General features: G+C 67.2%; 24 protein-coding genes and 1 riboswitch. Of the genes, 17 read left to right on the top strand and 7 right to left on the bottom strand.

What is annotated here, in order from left to right; translation table 11 throughout:
- Window positions 1–606: 606 nt before the first annotated feature.
- Window positions 607–1,431: a Bax inhibitor-1/YccA family protein gene (locus AB0O71_RS01940; protein WP_363741244.1), complete on the bottom strand. Its 825-nt coding sequence runs from the start codon at window positions 1,429–1,431 to the stop codon at window positions 607–609.
- 124 nt (window positions 1,432–1,555) lie between these two features.
- Here AB0O71_RS01940 and AB0O71_RS01945 point away from each other — a divergent pair, with 124 nt between their 5' ends.
- Window positions 1,556–2,578 (top strand): glycerophosphodiester phosphodiesterase family protein, encoded by a 1,023-nt coding sequence (locus tag AB0O71_RS01945; RefSeq protein ID WP_363741246.1) that lies wholly within the window; start codon window positions 1,556–1,558, stop codon window positions 2,576–2,578.
- A gap of 19 nt (window positions 2,579–2,597) precedes the next feature.
- Here the strand turns inward: AB0O71_RS01945 and AB0O71_RS01950 are convergent, their stop codons facing one another.
- Window positions 2,598–3,617: an asparaginase domain-containing protein gene (locus AB0O71_RS01950; RefSeq protein WP_363741248.1), complete on the bottom strand. Its 1,020-nt coding sequence runs from the start codon at window positions 3,615–3,617 to the stop codon at window positions 2,598–2,600.
- A gap of 387 nt (window positions 3,618–4,004) precedes the next feature.
- On the opposite strand from AB0O71_RS01950, the gene AB0O71_RS01955 reads away from it, so the two are divergent.
- Together AB0O71_RS01955 and AB0O71_RS01960 are read left to right on the top strand one after the other, a co-directional pair.
- Window positions 4,005–4,463 carry a hypothetical protein gene (locus tag AB0O71_RS01955; RefSeq protein WP_363741250.1) on the top strand — a complete coding sequence of 153 codons (459 nt, stop codon included), beginning with the start codon at window positions 4,005–4,007 and terminating at the stop codon, window positions 4,461–4,463.
- Window positions 4,464–4,532: 69 nt separating this feature from the next.
- The gene (locus AB0O71_RS01960; protein WP_363741253.1) at window positions 4,533–7,103 is read left to right on the top strand and encodes a UvrD-helicase domain-containing protein; all 2,571 of its coding nucleotides are present in this window, start codon (window positions 4,533–4,535) and stop codon (window positions 7,101–7,103) included.
- Window positions 7,104–7,159: 56 nt separating this feature from the next.
- Here AB0O71_RS01960 and AB0O71_RS01965 read toward each other — a convergent pair whose 3' ends face one another.
- Window positions 7,160–7,789 carry a TetR family transcriptional regulator gene (locus AB0O71_RS01965; RefSeq protein WP_363741256.1) on the bottom strand — a complete coding sequence of 210 codons (630 nt, stop codon included), beginning with the start codon at window positions 7,787–7,789 and terminating at the stop codon, window positions 7,160–7,162.
- 275 nt (window positions 7,790–8,064) lie between these two features.
- Here AB0O71_RS01965 and AB0O71_RS01970 point away from each other — a divergent pair, with 275 nt between their 5' ends.
- From AB0O71_RS01970 to AB0O71_RS02000, 7 genes are all read left to right on the top strand, one after another.
- Window positions 8,065–8,973, top strand: coding sequence for a GGDEF domain-containing protein (locus tag AB0O71_RS01970; protein WP_363741259.1), 909 nt, complete (start codon window positions 8,065–8,067; stop codon window positions 8,971–8,973).
- Window positions 8,966–10,000: a GGDEF domain-containing protein gene (locus AB0O71_RS01975; protein ID WP_363741261.1), complete on the top strand. Its 1,035-nt coding sequence runs from the start codon at window positions 8,966–8,968 to the stop codon at window positions 9,998–10,000. Before AB0O71_RS01970 ends, AB0O71_RS01975 begins: the two co-directional genes overlap by 8 nt.
- Before the next feature lie 84 nt (window positions 10,001–10,084).
- Window positions 10,085–11,251, top strand: coding sequence for an ADP-forming succinate--CoA ligase subunit beta (sucC, locus tag AB0O71_RS01980; protein WP_363741263.1), 1,167 nt, complete (start codon window positions 10,085–10,087; stop codon window positions 11,249–11,251).
- A 30-nt stretch (window positions 11,252–11,281) separates the two neighbouring features.
- The gene (sucD, locus tag AB0O71_RS01985) at window positions 11,282–12,184 is read left to right on the top strand and encodes a succinate--CoA ligase subunit alpha (RefSeq protein ID WP_363741265.1); all 903 of its coding nucleotides are present in this window, start codon (window positions 11,282–11,284) and stop codon (window positions 12,182–12,184) included.
- A gap of 171 nt (window positions 12,185–12,355) precedes the next feature.
- Window positions 12,356–13,354 (top strand): aliphatic sulfonate ABC transporter substrate-binding protein, encoded by a 999-nt coding sequence (locus AB0O71_RS01990; RefSeq protein WP_363741268.1) that lies wholly within the window; start codon window positions 12,356–12,358, stop codon window positions 13,352–13,354.
- 8 nt (window positions 13,355–13,362) lie between these two features.
- Window positions 13,363–14,187, top strand: coding sequence for an ABC transporter permease (locus AB0O71_RS01995; protein ID WP_363741271.1), 825 nt, complete (start codon window positions 13,363–13,365; stop codon window positions 14,185–14,187).
- On the top strand, window positions 14,184–14,954 hold the full coding sequence (locus AB0O71_RS02000) for an ABC transporter ATP-binding protein (protein WP_363741273.1): 771 nt from the start codon (window positions 14,184–14,186) through the stop codon (window positions 14,952–14,954). Before AB0O71_RS01995 ends, AB0O71_RS02000 begins: the two co-directional genes overlap by 4 nt.
- Window positions 14,955–14,960: 6 nt before the next feature.
- Here the strand turns inward: AB0O71_RS02000 and AB0O71_RS02005 are convergent, their stop codons facing one another.
- Window positions 14,961–15,950 carry a DUF1731 domain-containing protein gene (locus AB0O71_RS02005; RefSeq protein ID WP_363741275.1) on the bottom strand — a complete coding sequence of 330 codons (990 nt, stop codon included), beginning with the start codon at window positions 15,948–15,950 and terminating at the stop codon, window positions 14,961–14,963.
- 100 nt (window positions 15,951–16,050) lie between these two features.
- On the opposite strand from AB0O71_RS02005, the gene AB0O71_RS02010 reads away from it, so the two are divergent.
- From AB0O71_RS02010 to AB0O71_RS02025, 4 genes are all read left to right on the top strand, one after another.
- Window positions 16,051–17,745 carry a DUF6350 family protein gene (locus AB0O71_RS02010; RefSeq protein ID WP_363741277.1) on the top strand — a complete coding sequence of 565 codons (1,695 nt, stop codon included), beginning with the start codon at window positions 16,051–16,053 and terminating at the stop codon, window positions 17,743–17,745.
- Window positions 17,746–17,751: 6 nt separating this feature from the next.
- Window positions 17,752–17,860, top strand: a riboswitch (TPP riboswitch).
- Window positions 17,854–18,939, top strand: a complete 1,086-nt coding sequence (locus tag AB0O71_RS02015; RefSeq protein WP_363741279.1) for a thiamine ABC transporter substrate-binding protein — start codon at window positions 17,854–17,856, stop codon at window positions 18,937–18,939. It overlaps the preceding riboswitch by 7 nt.
- Window positions 18,940–19,005: 66 nt before the next feature.
- Window positions 19,006–20,640, top strand: a complete 1,635-nt coding sequence (locus tag AB0O71_RS02020) for an iron ABC transporter permease (protein ID WP_363741281.1) — start codon at window positions 19,006–19,008, stop codon at window positions 20,638–20,640.
- The gene (locus AB0O71_RS02025; RefSeq protein WP_363741283.1) at window positions 20,640–21,197 is read left to right on the top strand and encodes a hypothetical protein; all 558 of its coding nucleotides are present in this window, start codon (window positions 20,640–20,642) and stop codon (window positions 21,195–21,197) included. Before AB0O71_RS02020 ends, AB0O71_RS02025 begins: the two co-directional genes overlap by 1 nt.
- Before the next feature lie 8 nt (window positions 21,198–21,205).
- On the opposite strand, the gene AB0O71_RS02030 is transcribed toward AB0O71_RS02025, so the two are convergent.
- From AB0O71_RS02030 to AB0O71_RS02040, 3 genes are read right to left on the bottom strand one after another with little or no spacing between them, the layout of a single operon-like run.
- Window positions 21,206–22,030 (bottom strand): MetQ/NlpA family ABC transporter substrate-binding protein, encoded by an 825-nt coding sequence (locus tag AB0O71_RS02030; RefSeq protein WP_363741285.1) that lies wholly within the window; start codon window positions 22,028–22,030, stop codon window positions 21,206–21,208.
- A 50-nt stretch (window positions 22,031–22,080) separates the two neighbouring features.
- A complete protein-coding gene (locus AB0O71_RS02035) occupies window positions 22,081–22,761 on the bottom strand; it encodes an ABC transporter permease subunit (RefSeq protein ID WP_363741287.1) in 681 nt (226 codons plus the stop codon).
- A complete protein-coding gene (locus tag AB0O71_RS02040; protein ID WP_363741289.1) occupies window positions 22,758–23,516 on the bottom strand; it encodes an ATP-binding cassette domain-containing protein in 759 nt (252 codons plus the stop codon). The genes AB0O71_RS02035 and AB0O71_RS02040 overlap by 4 nt, the downstream gene beginning before the upstream one ends.
- A 93-nt stretch (window positions 23,517–23,609) precedes the next feature.
- Between AB0O71_RS02040 and AB0O71_RS02045 the strand changes: the two genes are divergently transcribed.
- From AB0O71_RS02045 to purH, 3 genes are all read left to right on the top strand, one after another.
- Window positions 23,610–24,041 (top strand): OsmC family protein, encoded by a 432-nt coding sequence (locus tag AB0O71_RS02045; protein ID WP_363741291.1) that lies wholly within the window; start codon window positions 23,610–23,612, stop codon window positions 24,039–24,041.
- 9 nt (window positions 24,042–24,050) lie between these two features.
- Window positions 24,051–24,656: a phosphoribosylglycinamide formyltransferase gene (gene purN, locus AB0O71_RS02050; protein WP_363741293.1), complete on the top strand. Its 606-nt coding sequence runs from the start codon at window positions 24,051–24,053 to the stop codon at window positions 24,654–24,656.
- A 74-nt stretch (window positions 24,657–24,730) separates the two neighbouring features.
- Window positions 24,731–26,389 carry a bifunctional phosphoribosylaminoimidazolecarboxamide formyltransferase/IMP cyclohydrolase gene (gene purH, locus AB0O71_RS02055; RefSeq protein WP_363741295.1) on the top strand — a complete coding sequence of 553 codons (1,659 nt, stop codon included), beginning with the start codon at window positions 24,731–24,733 and terminating at the stop codon, window positions 26,387–26,389.
- The last annotated feature ends 46 nt before the right edge of the window (window positions 26,390–26,435 follow it).

Below are 26,435 nucleotides of genomic sequence, written 5' to 3' on the forward strand. Positions count from 1 at the left end.
GCGGAACAGCCCGGCTTCGGCCGGGCTTTTCCGTTACTGCCGCGAGTGCATCGGCTCAGTGTGACACTCGATCGCGCAGCGATCGAGTGGGAGTAGCGGAACAGCCCGGCTTCGGCCGGGCTTTTCCGTTACTGCCGCGAGTGCATCGGCTCAGTGTGACACTCGATCGCGCAGCGATCGAGTGGGAGTAGGCGTGAAGCGAACGGTCACTTCTGACCGTTCGTAGCCTGCCCCGAAGCCGTCTCGGCCTCGGGTGCGATCGAGAGAACAGAAAGGCCCGGCCTCGGCCGGGCTTTTCTGTCGCTGCATGCTGGCGCGACCTATTCTTCGTGCACGGGGCGGGTAGCGAAGCGTGGTCTTCTGAGGCGTCAGGGGCGCGACAGGGGCGTATCAGGGGCGCGACAGGGGCGCGACGGGGGCACGAGAGCGCAGTTGGGCACCATGCAGGTTTGTGCGTGAGCACAAACTGCGCTCTCGCGACGAACAGGAGGGCTCGAAGGCTGGACATGCCGGGCGGCCCCGCGGCGCGCCATCCACCACTGGGGCAGACACACGAAAGCGGGCCCGGCGCCGAAGCACCGAGCCCGCCCGAAAACACCCTCTGGCTTAGTCGCCGCGCAGGATCGCGAGGATGCGCAGAATCTCGACGTAGAGCCAGATCAGCGTGACCATCAAACCGAACGCTGCCGACCATGCCCACTTCTCGGGCACGCGGTTCTTGACGCCGTTCTGGATCAACTCGAAGTCCATGACCAGTGAGTACGAGGCGAGCAGCACGGCGAGCGCGCCGATCGCGAGACCCAGCGGGCCGCTGCGCATGCCCCAGGGGTCCTGGTTCACTCCGGTGAGCATGAGCACGAGGTTGACCACGGAGAACGCGAGGTACCCGAAGATCGCCACCATGAAGATCTTGTTGAGCTTCGGGCTGGTGCGCACCTTGCCGCTGCGGAACAGGATCAGCACGGTGGCGAAGACCGCCAGCGTGCCGATGATGGCCTGCGAGACGATGCCCGACCACTGGGATTCGAAGATGCCCGAGATGCCGCCGAGGAATACGCCCTGGAAGACCGCGTACAACACGATGAGCGGAACGCTCGGCTGCTTCTTGAACGCGTTGACGAGCCCGAGAACGAGCCCGACGATCGCGGCCGGGAGCGCGAGGGCTGGCATGAACCAGCCGACGGCTCCGAATGCGAGCACGATGACGAAGAGCATGACGGTCTTCGAGATCGTGTTCTCGTAGGTCATGGGCTTGTCTGACGGCGCGACCGGCGGATGCTGGATGCCTCCGTACGACGCCTCCGCCGCCGGAGTGTCGACGCCCGGACGCTGCGTCTGCGCGGCGGGCTGTTCGTAAATGCGGCGCAGCTCATCGGCGGTAAGTGATTTACCGTTGAGTGCCGGGTTGTTGCTGAGAGCCGGGTTGCTCATGCGTCAGGATCCTTTCCAGGCGTATGGGTCTGATTCAGTGTATCGAGCGCGCGCTTCGGATCGGCTGTGACTTCTGGACTCTGTTCATCGACGGCGGCATGCGGGTCTGGCCTAGGCTGAGAGCATGGTCAGCCTGGAACGCCGCCCGCTCGTCATCGGCCACCGTGGAGCGTCGGGGTACCGCCCAGAACACACAGCGTCGGCGTACCGGCTCGCCTGCGAAATGGGTGTCGATTTCGTGGAGCCCGACATCGTCGCAACGCGTGACGGAGTGCTCGTCGTGCGGCATGAGAACGAGATCTCGGGCACCACCGACGTGGCCGATCGAGCGGAGTTCATCGACCGCCGCACGACGAAGTCGGTGGACGGCGAGCAGCTCACCGGGTGGTTCACGGAAGACTTCACCTGGGCAGAGCTCGCGACGCTCGGAAGCCGGGAACGGCTGCCGCGTGTACGCCCCGAGAACACTCGGTTCGACGGCGCCGAGGGGATCCTGCGGCTGCGAGACGTCTTCGCGATCGTCGACGAGCAGAGCGCCGCACTGGGTCGCGAGATCGGTGTGGTCGTGGAGGTGAAACACGCCCAGTTTTACGAGGATCGCGGAATCGATCTCGTCGAGATGCTCTGCGTCGAGCTCGCCGGGAGCGGCTGGGCCGATCGGCCGGAGCGGCTGGTGGTCGAGTCGTTCGAACTCGGCGTGCTGAATCGACTGCGTGCTGCCGGCGTACGTGCGGAGTTCGTCTTTCTCGCGGAGCGCTTCGGCTCGCCTGCGGACGAGCCGGTCGGCGACGCGCCGCCCCGCAGCTACTCCTGGTACCGCAGCGACGCGGGTCTCGACTTCCTGGCGACGCGGGTCGACGGGATCAGCGTGGCCAAGGCGAATCTGCTTCGCATCGGCGTGCTCGGCCAGGCGCTCGGACCGACCAACCTGGTGGAGCGAGCGCACGCCAGAGGTCTGCGGGTGTTCACGTGGACGCTGCGACCGGAGAACCGCTTCTTGAATCTGGTGTTTCGGGGATCGGCCGCTGCGGAGCAGTGGGGAGATTGGAACGCTGAATTCGCGATGATCGCGTCTTCCGGAGTCGACGGCGTGTTCGTCGATCATCCCGATCTCGGTGTCGCGATACGCGACGATGCGGTGGCCTGAGGCGAACGCCCGCGGCGCTTCAGACGCTCGCGCTCGTACGTTCGCCCACGAGATTCTGCTGCATCAGCATCCGCAGCTCATCATCGCCGTGGCCGCGGTCGAGCAGAAAGCCGAGTTTTCCCGTGGCCGCCTCGACCGTCATATCGCCGCCATCGATGACCCCCGCTGCCGCGAGTTCTCTGCCGACCGCGTAGCGGTTCAGGTCGACGCCCCCGGTGGTGCACTGCGTCACGGCGACGACGGGCAAGGCAGCGCAGAGTTCCCGCAGCGTGCCGAGCATGCCCGGGCGAGCCATCGGCCCATTGCCGCTGCCGTAGCACTCGAGCACGAGTCCTTGGGGGCGTCCGCCCACCGAGGCGCGCACATCGTCGGAGGTGACTGCGGGAACGAAACGGAACGCGAGCACGCGCGATGGCGCCTCGGGAGCCGGCATATCGTGACCGACGGGTGGTGCCGCCGGCACCCCGGAGGCTCCCGCCGCGAGCGGGAGTTCCGCCCGAAACGCGGAGAGCGCGACGCTGTCGTGCTTGATCGCGCGCACCGCCGGAAGCAGCTCTCCGCCGAAGGCGATGGCGGAGGGTGAGCCGGGGGCGGCCTTCACCGCGGCGCGGATCGCGAGAGTGAGGTTGCCGATCGCATCGGTGTCCATCTCGCCGTGGGGAAGCTGGCTACCCGTGACGACCACGGGCACGCCGAGGTCGCCGAGTTCGAATGCGAGCCGCGCGGCCGTGTAGGCCAACGTGTCGGTGCCGTGGGTGATGACCACCCCGCGGGGGCGCTGGGTGCGCACGCGGGCGCGAACGGCGCGGGCGATCTTCGGAGCGGTATCGGCGTCGGCGTTCGCGCTGTCGATCGCGGGGGAGAGGTGATTGACCCGGGCTTCGACGCCGAGCGGGGCGCAGATGCGCGCCACGAGATCTTCGAGAATCTCGGGGAACTCCGGATCGGGGGCCAGACCGCTGTCGGTGCGGCGCATGCCGATGGTTCCCCCGGTGGCGAAGACGAGCACGGACGGGCGCCGAGTGGCGGAGGCAGACATACCTCCTATTCTGCGGGATCGGAGGGCATCGGCCGTACGCCGGGCCAGCGAGGACGAATGTCGGGTTTGTCTTCTGCGGTGATATGAGCCGAGCGTGCGAGGGGCTTCACGTGTGTGCCTCGAAAGCCCGCGCTCATTGCTGCGTCCGCCTGGTCTCCGGCGAGCGATCAAGGCTCTAGAGATTACTGAAGCCGGTCGTGATTGCTACGGAAACGCGACGGTCCCGTGCTGAACCGGCATCGATGCAAGAAACCAGATCCGTCACGTGGCGCAAGATCGATAGCGAGATCCCGAGGTCGGCGATGTCTGGGAGCTCGCCTCCCGCCCCCTCCGAACTGTTGGACCGGCAGGTCAAGCTCACACCTTTACAACATCATGGAGACAAGAATGCGCACAGACCCCATCGCCATTCCAGACCTGGATGGACCAGTGGTCGTCGAACAGAACCTCTGGAGTGGAAAGCCGCGACTGCTCGTCGGGAGTGTCGAGGTCCCGTCGACTGGACGACGCTCTTTCTCCGTTCGAACACGGGAGGGTTCGTCGGTCGAAGTCACTGTGAAGAGCACGCTTGTGAGGCCATTTCCGACGATTCAGATAGGAGAACGCAATTTTGAAACTGGCCCGGCGCTCCCCGTTTGGCTGGTCATTCTCATGCTCCTGCCCTTGGGACTGCTTGTCATGGGCGGCGCACTGGGTGGAGCAATCGGTGCTCTCGGGGTTGTCGTCAACACGATCATCGCGCGCAGTGCGTGGGGCGGCGTCGCGAAGGCTCTGACGATGCTCGGCGTCTTCGCCGTCGTTCTCGGTCTCTGGTTCTCGCTCGGACTGGCAGCGAGGCTCTTGTAGACCGAGTTCGTCCGCCTGACCGGGCCAGCGAGGCCGAATGTCAGAGGCGCCTCGTAGACTGGGGGCACGATGAGCGACTTCGAACTTCTCGACCCTTCAGGTCTCCCGGTCGGCGGCGGAACAGGCGCGAACGGCACGGCCGACGACCCCCTGGTCGACGGTCTCAACCCCGCGCAGGCACGTGCGGTGACGACTCGCGGGCCCGCGCTGCTGATCGTCGCGGGAGCAGGCTCGGGCAAGACCCGGGTGCTGACGCATCGGATCGCGCATCTCATTCGTGAGCGCGAGGCATGGCCGAGCCAGATCCTCGCCATCACGTTCACGAACAAGGCCGCGGCCGAGATGCGGGAGCGCATCGAGGGGCTGCTCGGAGACGCATCGCAGGGCATGTGGATCTCGACCTTCCACTCGGCGTGCGTGCGCATTCTGCGTCGCGAGGCGGAGCGCTTCGGCTATGTGTCGGGCTTCACGATCTACGATTCAGCCGATTCCCGTGCGCTGCTCAAGCGAATCATCAAGGAACTCGACGCCGACACGTACGGCTTCACTCCGGCGAACTCGGGTTCGAAGATCTCGAAGCTCAAGAACGAGCTCGTCGATGCCGCGACCCACGCGGCCACGATGAACGAGAACGACCCGCGCGAGCGCCTGTTCGTCGAGATCTTCAGAATGTACGAGCAGGAGCTCAAGCGGGCGAATGCCTTCGACTTCGACGACCTCATCGGGCAGACCGTGCACCTCTTCCGCGCGCACCCCGAAGTCGCCGCGGTGTACCAGCGGCGTTTCCGCCACATTCTGGTCGACGAATATCAGGACACGAATCACGCGCAGTACTCGCTGATCCGCGAGCTCACGCGTCCCATCGAGCCGGAAGTGGTCGAGCGTCTGGTGCCGCCGGCGCGTGAGCGCGAGGTCGACGCCTCCGGCCGAATCTCCGCCGCGAGCCTCACCGTCGTCGGTGACTCCGACCAGTCGATTTACGCGTTCCGCGGCGCCGACATCCGCAACATCGTCGAGTTCGAGCGCGATTTCTCCGGCGCCGAGGTCGTGAAACTCGAGCAGAACTACCGCTCGACGCAAAACATTCTGTCAGCAGCGAACGCGGTGATCGGCAACAACTTCGACCGTCAGGAGAAGCGCCTCTGGACCTCGGAGGGCGACGGTGAACGCATCGTCGGGTTCACCGGGTACTCGCAGCACGATGAGGCACGGTTCGTCGCTGAAGAGGTGGAAGACCTGCACCGCGCGGGCGTCGGGTACAGCGATATCGCCGTGTTCTACCGAACCAACTCGCAGACGCGAGCCCTCGAAGAACTGCTGATTCGGTCGGCGATCCCGTATCGAGTGCTCGGCGGTACGAAGTTCTACGAACGTGCCGAGGTGAAAGACGCGATGTCGTATCTCACGAGCATCGCGAATCCCTACGATCCGATCGCATGGTCGCGTCTCCTCGGTGCGCCGAAGCGCGGTGTCGGCGCGATGGCGGAGGCCCACCTCGCGAACTTCCAGGAGGCACGCGGGCTTTCCTTCCACGAGGCCATGCTGCGCGCCGAAGAGGTTACCGCGATCGGGCCGAAGATTCGCGCGACGGTGCGCGCACTGGGCGAGATGCTCGTGAGGGCATCGCGCATGGCGGCTGGCGGGGGAGCGACCGATGTGGCGGGTGAGGAAGCAGTACCCGCACCGGTCGGCGACGTGATGAAGCTCGTGCTCGACGAGACCGACATGATCGAGAAGCTGCGGGCCAAGCGCGACCCGCAGGACGACGCGCGCGCGGAGAACCTCGAGGAACTGCTCGCCGTGGCCCGGGAATTCGACGTGAAGCAGCCCGGCGCCGGACTGCTCGCCTTCTTGACCGAGGTGAGCCTCGTTGCGGCTGCCGATGACCTCGATGATTCGAGCGGCACCGTATCGCTCATGACCATGCACACGGCGAAGGGGCTGGAGTTCAAGGCCGTCTTCATCACGGGAGTCGAGGAGGGACTGCTGCCGCACCAGATGTCAGTCGACGAGATCGGCGGCATCAACGAGGAACGGCGGCTGATGTACGTGGGGATCACGCGTGCGCGCGAACGCCTGTACCTCACGCTCGCCTCGACGCGGGCGACGTTCGGCGATGTGTCAGTCGCGATGCCCTCTCGCTTCTTGCAAGAGATTCCCGAAGGGCTCATCGATTGGCGACAGTCTCCGGGAGAAGTCACCGGCCGCGGCGGCACCGCTTCGCGCGCGCTGAATGCGCCCCGCGCCGCGGGGAGCGGCGGATCCTGGTCGCGCACCCGCAACGACTCTGCGGTCTCGTTCTCCGGTGGGGGAGGCGGATCGGGTTCTGCAGCGGTGAGTGAGCCGGCGAGCGGGAACATGCAATCTGCGCTCGACAAGTGGCGCGAGCGGAAGCGACTCGCAAAGGAGGCGCAGGCCACTGGCGGGGGCTTCCCGAATCTCGTCGGAGGGTCGGTGCGCGACAATGGCGACCTCGAGCTCGCAACCGGAGATCGGATTCGCCACGACGAGTACGGTGACGGAAGAGTCACCGGGATATCGGGAGTTGGCACGAAGCGCATCGCTCATGTCGTGTTCGACAGCGTGGGAGAGCGCAAGCTCCTGGTGAAGCTCGCGCCGATCGAGAAGCTCGAGCCGTAGCCGTAGCTGTGGCCGTAGCGGCGTGGTCGGTCGTCCCAGCCGGGCGATCCGTCGTCTCAGCCGAGCAGTCGTCGGAAGTCGGCCGCGACGCAGAGGAAATCGGACTCGTCGGCACTGACGTCACCGCTTCCGCTCGACCATGCGGTGATCTGCGCCGTCATCGTGCCGTGCACCAGCGCGAGCGCCAGCGTGGATTCGCGCTCGGGCGAATCGAGCTTCGCGTGCTCCGGATGAGCCCGTAGCCACGCAACGGCCACTGCGCCGAGTTGGTGACCCGATTCCAAGATCGAGATCATCATGAGTCGCCCGGCCTCGTACTGCTCCGCGACCAGCCGCATGCGCTCTCGCGCGACGTCGGCGTTGACGCTCCGGTGGCCAATCGCCGCGAACAGCAGGCGGAAGAGGCCGAGCGGCAGGTCGTCGGGCGTGCTGTCGAGCACGGCGAATGCGGCTTCACCGTCCGGGATGTCGATGGCGCGACCCACGATGGCGTCGTCGCGCGAGGGAAAGTAATTGAAGAACGTGCTGCGGGAGATGTCGGCGCTCTCGCAGATCGCGTCGACGGTGACGTTCTCAACGCCGAGTTCGAGTGCGAGCCGCACTGCAGACGACTCGATGGCGTTCTCGGTGCGCCGGCGCTTCCGGGCTCGCAGGCCTTCAGGAGGGGTGCCCTCGGTTGTGCTCACGTGACTTCTTTCCCACCGCGCCGACTCGAATACCTGCCCGGGAGCGGGAGGGCGGCGGTCGCAGCGCCATCGAGTGTATTCTTCATCGCTGAGAGAACGGGTCGAGTGCTGCAACCGTGGCCAGCGGCAAATGTCGGCATATCCTTTGGCCTCTGGAATGTGTACCCTGTATTCGGGCTGTTGGGGAACTCGGGGGATGCACAACAACGGAGGGAGGGTGACTTGTGCCCTCGGTGACCGCATTCCTCCGCAGACAGGACCCTCACTCGTGGTACGTGGCCTCTGCTGCAGCGCTCATGGCGGCCACACTCGCCATCGACCTGGCGTTTCACGACTACATCGAGCATCGCGTGCTGATCTGGGTGCTGCTCGTCATCACCCTGAGCGGTGGTGCGACAGCGATCATCCTGGGGCGCCGGCTGCCGCGCTGGGTCGGAATCGTCGCGGTGTTCATCTTTCTCGCGGCTCAGGCGTACTTCTTGAGCCTCGCACATGACTCGCAGACAGTCATCTCTGCACTGCAGCAGCTTCCCATCGTCGCGTTCTACCTCGGGTGGTTCGTGCGGCCGAGGCTCGCGGTCCCGCTGACCGCGCTGAGCATCACGGTGTTCGGCGCTGTGATGTTCACAAACCCGCTCTTCCACGCTGATGGACGCATCGGTTCACCGGTGGCCGTGCACGGCCTGCTGAGCCTCCTGTTCTGCTACGTCGCCGGAAACTATCTGTGGCGCCGGGCCAAACGTGTGGAATCCACTGACGCACTCACCGGCGCGCTGCATCGAGCGCCGTTCGCCGAGCGAGCCGAGGCCAAGCTTCGACGGAGAGCGGCCCCGCTGTGCTTGCTCGCCGTGGATTTCGACGGCTTCAAGCAGATCAACGATGCCAGCGGTCACGCCGCGGGCGACCGGGCGCTCGAGACGACGGTCGCCGCGTGGCGGGCTGAACTCCGCAGCGCCGACGTTGTCGGGCGTCTGGGCGGCGACGAGTTCGCGATCCTCCTTCCCGACACCGATCGGTCGACAGCGACCGTGATCGCCGAGCGCCTGCAGACAGCGTCGCCGCACCCCTGGTCGTGGGGGCTGAGCGAGTACGCGGCGGGAGATGATGTCGCGGACCTGCTGCGGCGCGCCGACGCTGAGCTGTACGAGCAGAAGCGTTGCAAGCAGAAAGCGGATCGTGCGTAGACGCCGCGCGGGGCGATACATGCTGCACGATGCGCGCGACGCCTGGGAGCGCTTCAACCGCAGGCAGACGCCGTTCTCGTACATGAGCGGGGCGATTCCGCTGCTGCTCGCGACCGTCTTCGTCTCCGACCTGCTCATCGCCCATCCGCACCTCAACCGAGTGACCGTCTCGCTGTGGCTGGTGTTCTACACGGTCGCCACCGTGCTGCCGTTGGCGCTCGGCACTCGATACCCCCGCTGGGCCGGGCTCGTGATGTTCACGGCGATCGAGGCGTGGTCGACCTACTTTCTGCTCTCCTCGATTCATGTGCACGCCGAGATCAACGCGCTCCTCGAGCTTCCGCTGGTCGCGCTGTACATCGGATGGTTCTACCCCGGACTGCTCGGTCGCGCGCTCATCGTGTTCGGCGTGGTGCGGCTGCTACTGGTGCTTCAACTCAACCCCGACCTGGGGAACGGCGTCTCAGACCCGAGGATGCTCGTGGGGTACGCGATCCTCGTCGCACTGTTCTGCTTCGAGGGGGCCCGTACCGTGAGGCGTCAGCTGCGCCGTGAGGCGTGCCTCGATTCGCTCACGGGGGCCCTGAATCGGCGCGGATTGCGCGAGCTCGAGGGGTCCCTGCGCAAGCGAGCTTCCCGCCGGGGGGAAACCGTCACCGTCGCCATGCTCGATTTCGACGACTTCAAGGGCGTGAACGACGCGGGCGGCCACATCGCCGGTGACGCAGCGCTCACGGCGAGCGTGCGCGCGTGGAACGAGCTGGTCGAGCGCCGCGGCACCGGAGCGAAGCGGGGCGGACTCGTCGCGCGATTGGGCGGCGACGAGTTCGTGCTCGTCTTTCGCGGGGATGCGGCAGTCGCCGAGGAGCGACTGCGGCAGCTCAGCGCGGGCTCCGATTTCGCGTGGTCATGGGGGATCGCGACGGCGGAAACGGGGGAGACGCTCGACGCGGTGCTCGCGCGAGCCGATGCGGCGCTCTACCGCTCGAAGCCCGAGAGCGGTCGAGGTTCGCCCATCGCGCGATGATAGGCTGAGCACCGGTCGAGTTACCTCGACATCGAGACATTTTTCTGCCTCGGATCACCCCGACTCCCAAGCAAAGGACAGTACGTGGATCTGTACGAGTACCAGGCACGAGATCTATTCGAACGATACGAGGTGCCGGTACTGGCCGGCATCGTCGCCGACACCCCGGAAGAGGTGCGCGCGGCCGCCGAGAAGCTCGGTGGCGTCGTCGTCGTGAAGGCTCAGGTGAAGACCGGAGGCCGCGGCAAGGCCGGCGGCGTGAAGGTTGCGAAGACTCCCGATGAGGCGTTCGAAGCGGCGAAGTCGATTCTGGGACTCGACATCAAGGGGCACGTCGTCGAGCGCGTCATGGTAGCGGCCGGCGCTGATATCGCCCAGGAGTTCTACTTCTCCGTGCTGCTCGACCGTGCCAATCGCTCGTATCTGTCGCTCGCCTCGGTTGAAGGCGGCGTCGAGATCGAATTGCTCGCGGTGGAGAAGCCCGAAGCGCTCGCCCGCATCGCCGTCGATCCCATTGTGGGCATCGACGCTGCGAAGGCCGAAGAGATCGCTCGGGCTGCGAAGTTCCCCGAGGAGCTCATCTCGAAGGTCGTTCCCGTCTTCCAGAAGCTCTACGACGTGTACGTCGGCGAAGACGCCACGCTCGTCGAGGTGAACCCACTCGTGCTCACCGGCGCTGGCGACGTGATCGCGCTCGACGGCAAGGTGTCGCTCGACGAGAACGCCGACTTCCGCCAGCCGCAGCACGCGGAGCTCGCCGACAAGTCGACCGAGGATCCGCTCGAGGCGAAGGCCAAGGCGCAAGATCTCAACTACGTGAAGCTCGACGGCGAAGTCGGCGTCATCGGCAACGGAGCGGGTCTCGTCATGTCGACGCTCGATGTCGTCGCCTACGCGGGCGAGAACCACGGCGGCGTGAAGCCCGCCAACTTCCTCGACATCGGCGGCGGCGCATCGGCCGAGGTGATGGCGGCGGGTCTCGACGTGATCCTCGGCGATCCGCAGGTGAAGTCGGTGTTCGTCAACGTCTTCGGCGGCATCACCGCGTGCGATGCGGTCGCCAACGGCATCGTGGGCGCGCTGGAGAAGCTCGGCGACGCCGCGAACAAGCCGCTCGTTGTGCGCCTCGACGGCAACAACGTCGAAGAGGGCCGCGCGATCCTCAACGAGGCGGCGCACCCGCTGGTCACGCAGGCTGCCACCATGGACGAGGGCGCCGACAAGGCCGCCGAACTCGCGAACGCCCGCTGATCCGAGACGAAAGACTGTAGGAGAACCACCATGTCGATCTTCCTGAACAAGGATTCCAAGGTCATCGTCCAGGGCATTACCGGCGGCGAGGGCACGAAGCACACCGCACGCATGCTCGCGGCGGGCACCAATGTCGTCGGCGGCGTGAACGCCCGCAAGGCCGGCACCACCGTCTCGCACGTCGACGCCGCGGGCAACGCGGTCGAGCTGCCCGTCTTCGCCTCCGTCGCGGAGGCCATGGAAGCCACCGGAGCGAACGTCTCCGTGGCGTTCGTGCCGCCGGCCTTCACCAAAGACGCGGCGATCGAGGCCATCGACGCGCGCATCGGCCTGCTCGTCATCATCACCGAGGGCGTGCCCGTGAAGGACTCGGCCGAGCTGTGGGCTCACGCCCAGGCGACCGGCAACGAGACCCGCATCATCGGGCCCAACTGCCCCGGCATCATCACGCCGGGCGAAGCGCTCGCCGGCATCACGCCCGCGACCATCACGGGCAAGGGGCCGATCGGCCTCGTCTCGAAGTCGGGCACCCTCACCTACCAGATGATGTACGAGCTGCGCGATCTGGGCTTCTCCACCGCCATCGGCATCGGCGGCGACCCGGTGATCGGCACGACGCACATCGATGCGCTCGCAGCCTTCGAGGCCGACCCCGAGACGCAGGCGATCGTGATGATCGGTGAGATCGGCGGCGACGCCGAGGAGCGCGCTGCCGACTACATCAAGGCGAACGTGACGAAGCCGGTCGTCGGCTACGTCGCGGGGTTCACGGCGCCCGAGGGCAAGACGATGGGCCACGCTGGCGCCATCGTCTCGGGCTCTGCTGGAACCGCGCAAGCGAAGAAGGAGGCCCTCGAGGCCGCCGGCGTGAAGGTCGGCAAGACGCCGACCGAGACGGCGAATCTGCTGCGCGCGGCGTTCAACGCACTCTGAGTGCGCACGCGGTGACGCACGGACAGGGGCGGTCTTCTTCGGGAGGCCGCCCCTGGTGCGTTCACGGGGCGGAGCGGGCGCACGGCGCTGGTCTGCCGTAAACTGGTGAGGTTGTGCGCGAAGCCGCGCCGCCGCGCGCCCCACTGGCCGCGCCATCTCGAAAGGATCGCCGTGACCCGCCTCACCCGCTCGCTCTCCCTGACAGCCGCCGCGACCGCAGCGCTCGCGCTCGCGCTGACCGGCTGCTCGTCGCAGAACGCAGACACCGGTGCCGACGCGTCATCGGACGCCCTGCGCATGGGCACGCAGCCCTGGCTCGGCTACGGCCAATGGTACGTCGCCGAAGACCAGGGGTTCTTCGCCGATCGCGGGGTCGACGTGCAGCTGTCGAGCTTCAACGCCGACTCCGATGTGAATGCGGCACTCGCCGCCAATCGTCTCGATATGGCGAACGTCGGTGCACAGGCCGCACTGCAGTTCATCGAAGAAGGCGTGGACGTGTCGATCGTGCTCATGCTCGATTCCGCGACCGCAGCCGACGCGATTCTCAGTACATCAGGCATTGACGATGTTGCCGGGCTGAAGGGAAAGACGGTCGCGTTCGAAAAGGGGGCCACCAGCGAGATCCTGCTTGCCGAAGCGCTCGAACAGGAGAACCTCGACTTCGACGACATCGAGATCGTGGAGTCGTCCGCCGATAAGGTGACGCCCATGCTCCTCGCCGGTCGCGTGGACGCCGGCGTGACGTACGAGCCGTACATCAGCGAAGCGCTGGGCTCGGATGCGGGTGTCGATACCGTGGTGACGGCGGGCGAGTTCCCGGGACTCATCACCGACGTGCTGGTGGTGCGCAACGAGGTGCTCGACGAACGGCCCGACGAGGTGCGCGAGGTGCTCGCCGCATGGGACGATTCCGTCGCGTACTACGAGAGCGACACGGAAGCGGCGCAGGGCGTCATCGCCGCCGGTGTCGGATCGGACCCCGCCGACCTCGAGACGGCCTTCGCGGGCGTGCACTACTACTCGCTCGCCGAAAACCGTGACGAGCTGTCTGGCGCCTACGCGACCGATACGCTGCCCGCGCTGGCCGAGGTGGCGCAGCGCATCGGCCTGATCTCGGGCGATGTCGACGCGACGAGCGCGATCCGCTCCGAGTTCCTCGGAGAGTAACCGGCACCATGGCGCAACCCATCGCAGCACCTCCCGTGCGCCGGCGTCGGCGCGCGCGCATCGGACGGCCGATCGGGCGCCCTGCGTACCTCGCGATCGCAACCGCCACGTTCGTCGTGCTCATCGTCGCGTGGTGGGCGGCGGGCGCGACCGGCCTCGCAGACCCGATGTTCCTTCCGGGCCCGGGTGCGGTGCTCGATGCGCTGGGCCGACAGGTCGCGAACGGCGAGCTGTGGAGCGATGCCGGGGTCAGCGCCTTCCGCATTCTCATGGGCTTCGCGATCGCCACGGTCATGGCGATCCCGATCGGCACGCTCATGGGCGTGAACGCGCGGGTGGAGGCAGCGCTCGAGCCGCTCATGGATTTCATCAGGTATATGCCGGTGGTGGCATTCGTGCCGCTCACGATCGTGTGGGTCGGCATTGACGAGAACCAAAAGTTCTTGATCATCTGGATGGGCACGTTCTTCCAGCAGGTGCTCATGGTCGCCGACGCGGTGCGACGCACCCCGCGCACCCTGGTGAGCCTGGGCGAGACGCTCGGCCTGAGCTGGGGCCAGCTGCTGGTGCGGATCGTCGTGCCATCGGCGATGCCGCGCATCTGGGACGCGCTCAGGATCACGCTCGGCTGGGCGTGGACCTGGCTCGTCGTCGCCGAGCTCGTCGCAGCGTCGAGCGGCATGGGTTACCGCATCACGGTGGCGCAGCGCTTCTTCGAGACGGACCTGATCATCGGGTACGTGTTCGTGCTCGGTGTGCTCGGACTGATTCTCGATCAGGCGATGCGCGCTGCCGGTCGGCGCATGTTCGCATACCAGGAAGGCCGCCCATGAGCGTGCAGAACGCCGCAGACCTGAAGCTGCGGGCGACGGGGATCGTGAAGCGCTTCGGCGACGTCACCGCACTCGAAGGCGTGGATCTCGAGATCGGCACCAACGAGTTCGTCTCGATCGTCGGCGCGTCGGGCTGCGGCAAGTCGACGCTGCTCTCGCTCATCGCGGGGCTCGAAGAGCCGAGTGCGGGCACGCTCGAGGTGAACGGGATGCCGATCACGGGCCCGGGCAGGGACCGGGGTGTGGTCTTTCAGCAGGCGACGTTGATGCCGTGGCTCACGGTGCAGCAGAACGTCGAATTCGCGCTTCGCGGCGAGACGGATCTCTCCCGCGCCGACCGGGCCGATCGCGCGCGCGAGTTCCTGGGGCTCGTGGGCCTCGAAGGATTCGAGCGCGCTCGGCCGGCGCAACTCTCCGGCGGCATGCAGCAGCGCGTGGCGCTGGCCCGTTCGCTCAGCTATGGCCCCGAGATCCTGCTCATGGACGAGCCGTTCGGCGCGCTCGACGCCCTCACGCGCCGCACGATGCAGGAGCTGCTGCTCGAGATCTGGGACCGCCACCGGCTCACAGTACTGCTGGTGACGCACGACATCGGGGAGGCCGTGGTGACGAGCGACCGAGTCATCGTCATGAGCCGTCGACCCGGCCGCGTGCAGCAGATCGTCGACGTGCCGATCGCGCGCCCGCGTGCGCTGTCCTCCGAGCGAACGGTCGAGTTCCAAGATGTGCAGGATCGCATCCTCGGCCTCATCCACGGCACCGAATAGGGGCGGTTACCGGCTGTACGCCTCGCGCAGAGCGGGTTCGAGCTCGGGGTACCGGAAAGCGAACCCCGCCCCTTCCAGCCGCTTGGGCAGCACCCACCGGCTCTTGAGCACGAGTTCCGTCTCGGTGCGGATCGCGATTGCGCCGACCTCCTGAATCCAGCGGGGCAGCGGCGGGCCGATCGGCACCCCGAGCACTCTGCGCACCGTTCGCATGAACGTGCGGTTGTCGACCGGGTTCGGTGCGCTCAAGTTCACCGCTCCATCGAGCTCTGCCCGCTGCTCCAGGAAATCAAGGGCCCTCGCGGCGTCTTCGATATGGATCCAGCTGAACCTCTGCGAGCCACTGCGCGTCGCGAATCGATGCGCGGTGCCGGCACGCTGGCGGCCCCGGCTCGACGGCCAACGGCCGTCGAATTGTGATCCACCCAGACCGAGGCGAGCCAAACCGCGAATCGTCGGAAGCACCCCGCCGTGGCCGAGCACGATCGCCGTGCGCAGCGCGACGCGTCGCGTGCGAGGCAGATCCTCGCGAAACAGCGCTTCCTCCCACGCCTGTGCGACGTCGACCGAGAAGCCCGAGCCGATCTCGCCGTCGGCCTCGGTCATGGGGCGATCGTCGGCGTGGCGGTAGATGGTCGCTGTGGAGGCGTTCAGCCAGACCGGGGGAGGGTCGGTGGCTGCGGCGATGGCGCGCGAGAGCCGTTGCGTGGTCACGACGCGGGATCGCATGATCTCGGCGCGGTTCGCGGCCGTGTATCGGCAGTTCACGCTCTTCCCGGCCAAGCCGACGACGAGCGACGCGCCGTCGACCGCGTCGCGCAGCGCATCGGCGTCGTCCCAACCGATGTGCGACCCGGTTCGACCCACCGTCACCGCATCACGCCCAGCGTCTCGATACCGCTCGGCGAGATACCGGCCCATGAAGCCGCTCGCCCCGGTGATCACCACCCGTCCCTGTGGCGCGTCGGCCGGGTGTCGGAGAGAAGAATGCGGCACGTGCGACCCGGCCTTCTGTGCGTGATTCGTGGGCTGTCACTTCACCCTACGGCAGTGGGGCCAGGGAATTCGAGGCGCGGCGCGGAGTAAGATTCTGGCAATGAGATCCTTGGTGACCGCGGTGATCGCCGCAATCGAGGCGGTCGCCGTGGCGCTCGCCGGGCTCGCCGTCGTCGCGGTTCCTGCAGTGCTGGTCTGGGTCATCACCTTCGGCCTCGCGGCCGAACCCGCATCGGTTGCGGCCGACGTCGCCGGGGTATGGCTGCTGGCGCATTTCGTGCCCCTGCAGTTCTCGGTCTCGGCCGAAGCCGCTCTGAGCCTGGGGCTCACTCCGGAAGCGCTCAGCTTCAGCCTGTCACTCGCTCCGCTCGGAATCACGCTGATCTCGGTGCTGCTCGCGCTGCGGGCCGGCTGGCGTTTCGCGGGGCGCGGCGGTGTCGGTGCGATGGGCGTGCTTGGAGGGATTGTGGGCTTCGGCGCGGTGTCACTCGGGGCGGCCGTGGTCGCCGCACCGTTGCTCGAATGGACGGCGATGCAGGCGGCGTTCAGCGCGGCAGCGGTCTACGGTGGCGCGTCGGCAGTTGCATTTCTGGTGCGCGCTGGCCGTGACGGCCACCCCTGGTGGGAGGCGGCCGTGCGGCGCATCTTGCGAGGGCTCGAATATCTCGGGGTGCGTTCGGGTGCCGCGTTGCCGCACCGTGCAGCGGACATGATTCGGCTCGCCGCTGCGGCGCTGGCGCTCGTGTTCGGCATCGCCGCCGTCGGCTTCGCCATCGCGGTGGCCACGGGGTACGCCGATGTCACGGCGTTGACGCAAGGCCTCCAGCTCGATCCGATCGGATCGCTCACGCTCTTCCTGGCTCAGCTCGCGCTCGTGCCGCTCGCCATCGTGTGGAGCCTTGCCTGGATGTCGGGCACCGGTTTCGAGATCGGCGCGGGGAGCTCGGTCACGCCGTTCGAAACATTGCTCGGTCCGCTTCCGGCGCTGCCGATGCTCGGGGTGCTGCCCGAAGGATGGGGCGAGCGCGGTGCATTCGCACCCGGACTGCTGGTCGTCGCGGCACTCGCGCTCGGCATCCTCTTCGCGAGAAGGCCCGGCATGCGCCGCGCCTCATGGCCCGCTGCCGTTGCGATCAGCCTGCTCGCAGCGGCGTTGACCGGCCTCGCCGTCGCAGGCATCAGCGCGCTCTCACGCGGTTCGATGGGGCCTGATCGCCTCGCTTCGAACGGTCCGGACGCGTGGCTCACCGGCGGGTTCATCGCTCTCGAGGTGGGCGGCGGGTTGCTCATCGGGACCATCGCGGGACGCTTCGATGTTGCGAAGATCCGCGCAGCGCTGCCGAGCGCGGTGCCAAGCGCGGTGCCGGGAAGCGGAGTGCTGCACCGCCGTCACGAGACCGCGGACACCGCTTCGGTGCACGAAGACGACGTCGACTTCGACTCCGCGGTCGACGAGGCGCTCGACATTGCGGCGGACCGTGATGAGACCGATGCGTTTGCGACGGATGTCTCTGAGGCGGCGACGCTGATGCCGAATGATCAGGAGACCGCGGCGTATGCGACTGAAGAACTGGCGCTGACGGATTCGGGGTTCGAACCTTCCCAAGCGGCGACGACAGAAACGGCCGGCTCCGCTGATCGTGCAGCCGAGGCGCTGACTGACGAGCTGACCGATGAGGCGACGCTCGTTGAGGCGTACGCATGGGACGCCGAAACTCCCGCGGCTGAGGAGAGCGAGGATCATCCGAAGCCCGGCCGCCGCGCGGGTTGGCGCTGGCCGAGCCGAGGGCACTAGGGTAAGAGGGCAATCCACGGGAGTCCCGACGCGCGGGGCTGAGAGGGAGCACGCGAGCTCCGACCGTTCACCTGATCTGGTTCATGCCAGCGGAGGAAGGACGCCTCAATGACACCTACGCCCAATTCCCGTCGAGTGACGCGAGCAGCCGCGCCCGTGGTCACGGTCATCGCCGTGCTGGGTCTCGGTCTCACCGGCTGCACGACCGGGGCCGAAGATCGCACCGACGCGCAGACCGTGACACTCGCCGTGCACGACTCGTTTCCGAATGAGGATTTCGCCGCCGCGGCGAGTGCGGCGACCGGCTACGACGTGCAGGTCGTCTCGGCCGGCGACGGCGGAGAACTGACGAACAAGCTCGTGCTGACGAAAGGCGCACCCATCGCCGATGCGTTCTTCGGCGTCGACAACATCTTCGCCTCCCGTCTGATCGACAACGATGTCGTCGCCGACTACGCTCCTGCGCAGCAGCCAGAAGGCGCCGAGCAGTTCGCCGTCGACGGCGATCCGGGTTCCGGACTCGTCGCAGTGGACCACGGCGCGACCTGCATCAACATCGATACGGCCTGGTTCGCGGATCAGGGGATCCCGGAGCCGCGATCCTACGACGACCTGGCGAAGCCGGAGTATCGCGATCTCACCGTGCTGCTCGACCCGACCGCTTCGTCGACGGGCGCCTCGTTCCTCGTCGGCACCGTCGCCGAGTTCGGGGAGGACGGCTTCGCGGAGTACTGGCAGGGACTTGTCGACAATGGAGCGCGCATCGAGCAAGGCTGGAGCGACGCCTACTACGGCCAGTTCACCCAGGGCGGTGACGACGGCACGCGGCCGATCGTGCTCTCCTACGCTTCGTCGCCCGCCTTCACCGTGGACGAGGCCGGCACCGCCTCGACCACTACGGCTCTGCTCGATACGTGCACGCGGCAGGTTGAATACGCAGGCGTGCTGGAAGGGGCTCCGAACGAAGCCGGGGCGAAGGCGGTCGTCGACTATCTCGTCTCGCACGAGTTTCAGCAGACCATTCCGGATGCGATGTTCATGACCCCGGTCGATGACACGGTCGAACTGCCGACAGTCTGGACCGAATTCGCGCCGTCGCCCGAGGCGGGCCAGACGCACGACCTCTCCTCGCGTGAGATCGAGTCTGGCCGCGAGGAGTGGCTCAAGACGCTGAGCGAGCAGATCGGCCTGTAGATCATTCGTCGCACCGCCCGCAACGCCCCTCGCGCCGCACTCGGCCCGTGGGGCGTTGCGGCATGGGTGCTGGCCGCTGCGCTGCCGCTCGCGTTTCTCGCGCTGTTCTTCGTGTGGCCGGTGCTCTCGCTCATCGCCACCGGGTTCATCGACGAGGGCGCCCTCGATCTGAGTGGGATTCCCGAGGTCTTCGGGGCGGACCGCACGTGGCGGGTCATCGGCCAGACGTTCGCGCAGGCGGGCCTCGCAACGGTGCTCTCGTTGGCCCTCGGTGTGCCGGCGGCATACGCGCTCTACCGACTCGATTTTCCGGGCAAGACGATGCTGCTCGGCTTTCTCACCGTTCCGTTCGTGCTGCCCTCCGTGGTGGTCGGGGTCGCATTCTCGGCGCTGCTCGGGCCGGGCGGACCGCTGGGCGGATGGGGTCTGGACCAGAGCTTCGCGGCTGTAGTGCTCGCTCTCACGTTTCCGAACGTCGGCGTCGTCGCGCGCACCGTCGGAGCCTTCTGGGCCCGGCTCGATGACAGCTCCGAGCAAGCAGCGCGCGTGCTCGGGGCTTCGCGGGCGCGGGCCTGGTGCACGGTGACCCTCCCGGCACTCGGTCCCGCGATCGCCTCGGCCGCCGCCCTGGTGTTCCTCTTCTGCTCGACCTCCTTCGGCATCGTTCTCATTCTCGGCGGCACGGCCTTCGCGAACGTGGAGACCGAGATCTACCGGCTGACCGTGCAGTTTCTCGATCTGCGCGGCGCGGCGGTGCTCTCGATCGCCCAGTTCGCGATCGTCGCTCTCGCACTGATCGTGTCGACGCAGCTGCGCCGCGCGGGTGAGCGAGCGGTGGTGCTGCGCGAGGAGCGCGGGCGCGGCGTGCGACCGAGGCGAGCCGATGCTCCGGTGCTGGCCGTGTTCGGGGCAACCGTGCTGCTGGTGCACGTGCTTCCGCTCGTCGCTCTGGTCACACGCTCACTCAGGGATCGCGATGGAGCCTGGACCGTCGCGAACTATGCGGCACTCGCGGATCCGCCCGACGATCTCCCGATCGACGGAACGGTGGTCGAAGCGATCGTGGCGTCGCTCCGCATCGCGATCGTGGCGGCACTCATCGCGATCGTGCTCGGCATGCTGCTCGCCCTCGTGCTCTCCCGACGGCCGCGAGCACTGATGCTGCGTCGAGGGATCGATGCCTTCGACGCGCTCGTGATGCTGCCGCTCGGAGTCTCGGCCGTAACGCTCGGCTTCGGGTTGCTGCTCACCATGCACCGGCCGCTCGGCATCGGCCTGGATTTGCGCACGTCGACCGCGCTCATCCCGGTCGCGCAGGCACTCGTCGCGCTGCCGCTCGTCGTGCGCACGCTGCTGCCCGTGCTGCGGGGCATTGCGCCGGAATTGCGCGACGCGGCGTCATCGCTCGGCGCCGGCCCGCTGGCGATGCTGCGCACGATCGATCTGCCGCTGCTCGGCCGTTCGGCAGGCCTCGCACTCGGCTTCGCGTGCGCGGCCTCGCTCGGCGAGTTCGGGGCGACGTCCTTTCTCGTGCGGCCGGGGGAGCAGACGCTTCCCGTCGCCGTCGCCGCACTCATCGGTCACCAGGCCCCGGGCAGCTACGGGGCTGGGCTCGCAGGGGCTGTGGTGCTCGGCGCCGTCACGGCCGGAATCATGCTGCTGGCCGAGCGGTGGCGGACCGATGGAAACCGGGAGTTCTAATGCGGGATGCGGATATCAGCGAGTTCAGAGAGTGCGACGTGCTGCTCATCGACGGGCGCTCCGGCTCGGGCAAAACGCGGCTCGCTGAACGACTCGAGGCTGAGGGAGCCGCGGCCGGCCGGGCGATGCAGGTGCTGCACGTGGAGGCGCTGTATCCGGGGTGGGACGGCCTCGCGGAGGGATCAGAAGCGCTCGCCGCAGCGCTGCACGCGGGCACCTATGGGGTGTACGACTGGGTCGCCGCAGAGTTCAGTGAGCGGAAGCGCATTGAACCTCGCCTGCCGCTCGTGATCGAGGGCTGCGGTGCCATCACGGTTTCGAACCTCGCGGCAGCGCGAGAATGGGCAGGCAGGATCGGCGGGGTCGTGTCGCCGTGCGTGCGCAGCGTCTGGCTCGAGGTCGAATCCGAGGTTCGGAAGCGGCGCGCACTCGCACGAGACGGCGAGGTCTACGCGCCGCACTGGGACCGGTGGGCCGCCCAGGAGGAAGCGCTGTACGCGCGGCACCGCCCGTGGGAACTCGCGGACCGCACGATCAGGTTTCAGGAGACCGCGTAGCGGCCAGCTCAGAAGGCCACGGGCACGTCGGCGTCTTCGAGCGCCTGGCGCACCTCGTCGCTGTGGAATGCCTCGGCGAGCGCTGCGATTTCCGGCGAATCCGCGTTGTCTTCGCGCGATACGAGCGACACGGCGAACTGAGAGTCCTGCTCCACGGCGATGGCATCGTCATCCGGTGTGAGCCCGAGCTGACGAGCGAACGTGCCGTGCAAGAACACGGCGTCGGCCTCGGGGTACGCCGCTGAGAGCTGCATGATGTCGACCTCGACGAACTCGAGATCCTTCGGGTTCTTCGTGATGTCATCGACAGTGACGGTCCAGGTGTCGACGTCAGGGTCGAGTTCGATCAGTCCGGCGCTCGCGACCATCTGCAGTGCCCGAGCGGCATTCGAGGTGTCTTGCGGAATCACGATGCGCCCTTCTTGCGGCATGTCGTCCATGCTCGCGTGCGTGCTCGAGTACATGCCGACCACGGTCAGATACACGGGCTCGATGACCACGAGCGAGGCATCGTTGCCCGCGTTGAACTCTTCCATGAATGGCGGATGCTGCACGAAGTTCGCGTCGAGCTCCCCGTGCTGCAGCATCGAGTTGGGCTGTACGTAATCGGCGACCTCGACCATCTCGATCGCATAGGGCTCTTCGATGGCCTCGGCGGCTGCCTGCACCACGTCGGTCATCGGCGTGGTGGTCGCCGCGACCTTCAGCGTCTGGGTGCTTCCGGAGTCGCCCGAGTCCGCGGTATCGGCGGCGTTCTGACCCGAAGCACATCCGACGAGGGTGAAGAGGGCGGCGGTGGCGGCGGTGGCGGTGATCATCAGGCGTTGGCGCATGGTGGGGCTTTCTGTCGTGGTGCGGTGGGGTGGGAAATTGCGGGAACCGACTAGCGGTGATCGATGGCGCGCGAGAGTCGCGTTCCGGCGCTCTGCAGCAGCATGACGCAGGCGACGATGAGCGCGATCGTGACGTACATGAGCGTGAAGTCGTACTGGTGATAGCCGTAGCGCATTGCGAAGTCGCCGATGCCGCCGCCGCCGACGACGCCGAGCACGGTCGAATAGGAGACGAAGCTGATCGTCGCCGAGGTGAGCGCGTAGACGAGACCGGATCGCCCCTCGACGAGGAGGAAGCGGAACACGGTCTGCGGAATGCTCGCGCCCATGGACTCGGCCGCCAGCAGCAACCCGCTCGGAAGTTCGAGCAGGATCTGTTCGGTGAGGCGAGCGTAGATCGCGACCGCGACGAAGCCGAGTGGGAACGTCGCGGCCACGGTGCCGAAGCTCGTATCGAATACCAGGCGTGTCAGGGGAATCATGAAGACCACGAAGAGCAGGAAGGGGAAGGAGCGCACGATGGTGACGTACGCATTCGCCGCAGTCCAGATCGCGCGCCTCGGCATGACGCCGCCCGGTCGTGTGAGGGTGATCACGATGCCGAGCGGAGTGCCGAGGAGTACCGCGACGATGATCGATGCGAGAACCATGTAGCCCGTCTCGCCCAGTGCTCGGGCGATCTCTCCGCCGTGCTCCCCGAAGACGCGGTCGAGCTCGTTCCAGAAGTTCATGATGCGAGCCTCGATTTCACGTGGTCGAGGTATCGGGGCTCCCGGTGCTGTGCGACTCGGGGAACCTCGACGATGTCGAGCAGGCGTCCTCGCTCGAAGACCGCTGCGGCGTCGCACACGGCCTTCACCGCGTCGAGTTCGTGGGTGACCAGTGCGATCGTCGTTCCGAACTCCGCCCGGGTCGCCTGCAGCAGTTCGAGAATCTCCGCCGTCGTGTGCGTGTCGAGCGCGGACGTGGGTTCATCGCATAGCAGCAGTTCAGGGTCAGTGACGAGTGCGCGGGCGATCGCCACTCGCTGCTGCTGCCCCCCGGAGAGCTGAGCCGGATACCGGTCGGAGAGCCCTGCGAGCCCGACGAACTCCATCATGGCGGTCACGCGCGCCGGGTCGCGGCGATGCTGCAGGCGCAGCGGGAGGGCGATGTTCGCGCGCACCGTGAGATTGCCGAGCAGGTTGAAGTGCTGGAAGACGACGCCGATCCGGTGGCGCATGGCGCGCAACTCTCGAGAGCCGAGCGTGGCGAGATCCGTACCGCTGACGATGACGCGTCCGCTGGTCGGCAGATCGAGACCGTTCATGAGCCTCAGCAGCGTGGATTTGCCCGCGCCGCTCTCGCCGAGCACTCCGAAGATCGAACCGCGAGGAATGTCGAGGCTGACGTCGGAGAGCGCGTCGACTTCCGCCTCACCGTGAAGGAAGCGCCGACTCACGCGGTCGAAGACGACCGCCGTCGAAGTACTCGTTGTGTCGCTCATCGGCTCTTCACGGTGCTTTCACGAATCATATTAATTAGACTGGGTCTAACATAGAGTGCGGAGCCCACAATCGCAAGTCACGTCAGGAGCACCATGCCAAGCAGTGAAACGACGCACCGAACACTCGAGCCACCGATCTACACCGCAGTGGCCCGCAACTCCGACGGCATCAGCGGGGAGAGCTTCGTCGACGGCGGCCTGCGCGTGCGCGTCGCATCGCCGACCGCGGAGAACCGGGCGGGAGCCACGAACCCGGAGGAACTGCTGGCCCTGTCGTGGGCGACATGCCTGAACGCGGCAGCTCGCGTCGTCGCGGGGCCGGGCATCGACGTCGAAGCAACCGTGGAGATCTCGCTGCACCCGCTGGCCGACCAGGGTTTCGAATTCTCCGGAGCCGCCGAACTGCACTTCGACGGCGTACCGCTCGACGAGGCGCACGCGCTCGCCGCAGCCGCGCACGAGCGCTGCCCGGTGTCCCGCATGCTCAGCGGTCGCTCGGCGGTACGGGTGACGGCTGTCGCGTAAACTGATGCGGTGCTGAAAATCGCGGTTCTCATCTCCGGTGGCGGCAGCAACCTCAAGGCGCTGATCGACGCGACCGCCGACCCCGATTTCCCGGCAGAGATCGCCTGCGTCGGATCGGACACCGACGCGCCCGGCCTGGAGCACGCGCGCGCCGCAGGGATCCCCGCGTTCGTCGTGCGACCCCGCGACTCGGACTCTCGGGAGGCGTGGGGCGAGATGCTCGCCGCGGCGATCCAAGAGCACCACGTCGGCACCGGCCCGCACCCCGGTCTGGTGGTGAGTGCCGGACTCATGCGAATTCTTCCCCCGGGCTTCGTGCGCGCATTCAGTCCCCGCCTCATTAACACGCACCCGGCACTGCTTCCCGCATTCCCCGGGGCCCACGCGGTGCGCGACGCGCTCGCCGCCGGCGCCGAGCGCACCGGGGTCACCGTGCACGTCATCGATGAGGGCGTCGACACCGGCCCGGTGCTGCGACAAGCCGCCGTCGACGTGCGCCCTGGCGAGACCGAAGCGGAACTCCACGAGCGGATCAAGCAGCTCGAACGCCCCTTGCTCGTGCAGACCGTGCGAGAGATCGCACTCGGAGAGCTCGCGCTGCCCGGCGCGCGGTGATCCTGCGCTCAAACTGCGCACCAGCCCACGAATCGTTTCCCTCCAGCGAACACCGACCTAAGGAGCCCCGCCGCATGGCCGTTCAGAGCCACGACCCCAGCCTCTACGAACACCGCGATCTCGTTCCCGTGCGGCGAGCACTCATCTCGGTCAGCGACAAGACGCGACTGCTCGATCTCGCTGCGGCACTCGCGGAGAGTGGCGTCGAGATCGTCTCCACCGGCTCGACGGCCGCGACGATCCGCGACGCGGGCCACGCCGTCACCGATGTCTCCGAGGTCACCGGATTCGCTGAAGCCCTCGACGGCCGAGTCAAGACGCTGCACCCCGCCGTGCACTCGGGGCTGCTCGCCGACCTGCGCCTCGCCGACCACCGTGCGCAGCTCGACGCGCTCGGATTCGCTGCGTTCGAGCTGGTCGTCGTAAACCTGTACCCGTTCGAGGAGACCGTCGCGTCGGGCAAGCCCGCGGCCGACGTCATCGAGAACGTCGACATCGGCGGCCCCGCGATGGTGCGGGCGAGCGCGAAGAACCACGCGAACGCGGCGATCGTCGTGTCGCCCGGACGCTACGACGAGATCATCGCCGCCGTGCAGGCCGGCGGAACGACGCTCGCCCAGCGCCGCTCGCTCGCCACGGAGGCATTCGTGCACACCGCGCAGTACGACGCCGCGGTGGCGAACTGGTTCCTCGAGCAGGAGGACGCCGAGTGGGGCGAGGCGCCTGCCGCTGAAGCCGATTCGAGCGAGGCGTCGATCGACAGCATCTTCGAAACCACCGAGGGGTACGTCGGCTACGAGGTCTTCGGGCTCCGAGAATCGGTGCTGCGGTACGGCGAGAACAGCCACCAGCGGGCCGCACTCTTCACGGAGAACGAAGGATCGGGCATTGCACAGGCCGCGCAGCTCCACGGCAAGGAGATGTCGTACAACAACTACGTCGATGCCGACGCCGCGCTGCGGGCCGCATTCGATCATGATCGCCCCGCCGTCGCCATCATCAAGCACGCGAACCCCTGCGGCATCGCCGTCGCACCAGAAGGCGCGGCCGACCCGATCGCCGCCGCGCACGAGCTCGCGCACGCCTGTGATCCGGTCTCCGCGTTCGGCGGCGTGATCGCGGCGAACCGCATCGTCACGAAGGCGATGGCGGAGACCGTCGCCGGGATCTTCACCGAGGTCATCGTGGCTCCCGGCTTCGAGCCCGACGCCTTGGCGGTGCTCACGCAGAAGAAGAACGTTCGCCTGCTCGTACTGCCGGCCGACTACCAGCCGAACCCCGTGGAGCTGCGTCAGGTCTCCGGCGGATTCCTGCTGCAGGATTCCGATCGCTCCTTCGCACCGGCATCCGAGTGGACGCTCGCGACGGGCGAGCCCGCTGATGCCGCGACGCTCGCCGATCTCGAGTTCGCGTGGCGTGCGAGCCGCGCCGTGAAGTCGAACGCCATCCTGCTCGCGCAGGGGGGTGCTTCGGTCGGTGTCGGCATGGGCCAGGTCAACCGCGTCGATTCCTGCCGCCTCGCGGTGGAGCGCGCGGGAGACCGCGCGCGCGGATCGGTCGCCGCCTCCGACGCATTCTTCCCGTTCGCCGACGGACTGCAGGTACTGCTCGACGCGGGCGTGCGCGCGGTGGTGCAGCCGGGCGGGTCGGTCCGAGACCCTGAGGTCGTCGATGCGGCTCAGGCAGCAGGCGTGACCATGTACTTCACGGGCGAGCGGCACTTCTTCCACTGATCCTCTGATCTGCGGTTTTTCCGCTCATTCATCTGGTGTGAGCAAG

Origin of the sequence: Leucobacter sp. NPDC077196, assembly GCF_040687075.1 — a bacterium.
In the GTDB taxonomy this organism is placed as follows: domain Bacteria; phylum Actinomycetota; class Actinomycetes; order Actinomycetales; family Microbacteriaceae; genus Leucobacter.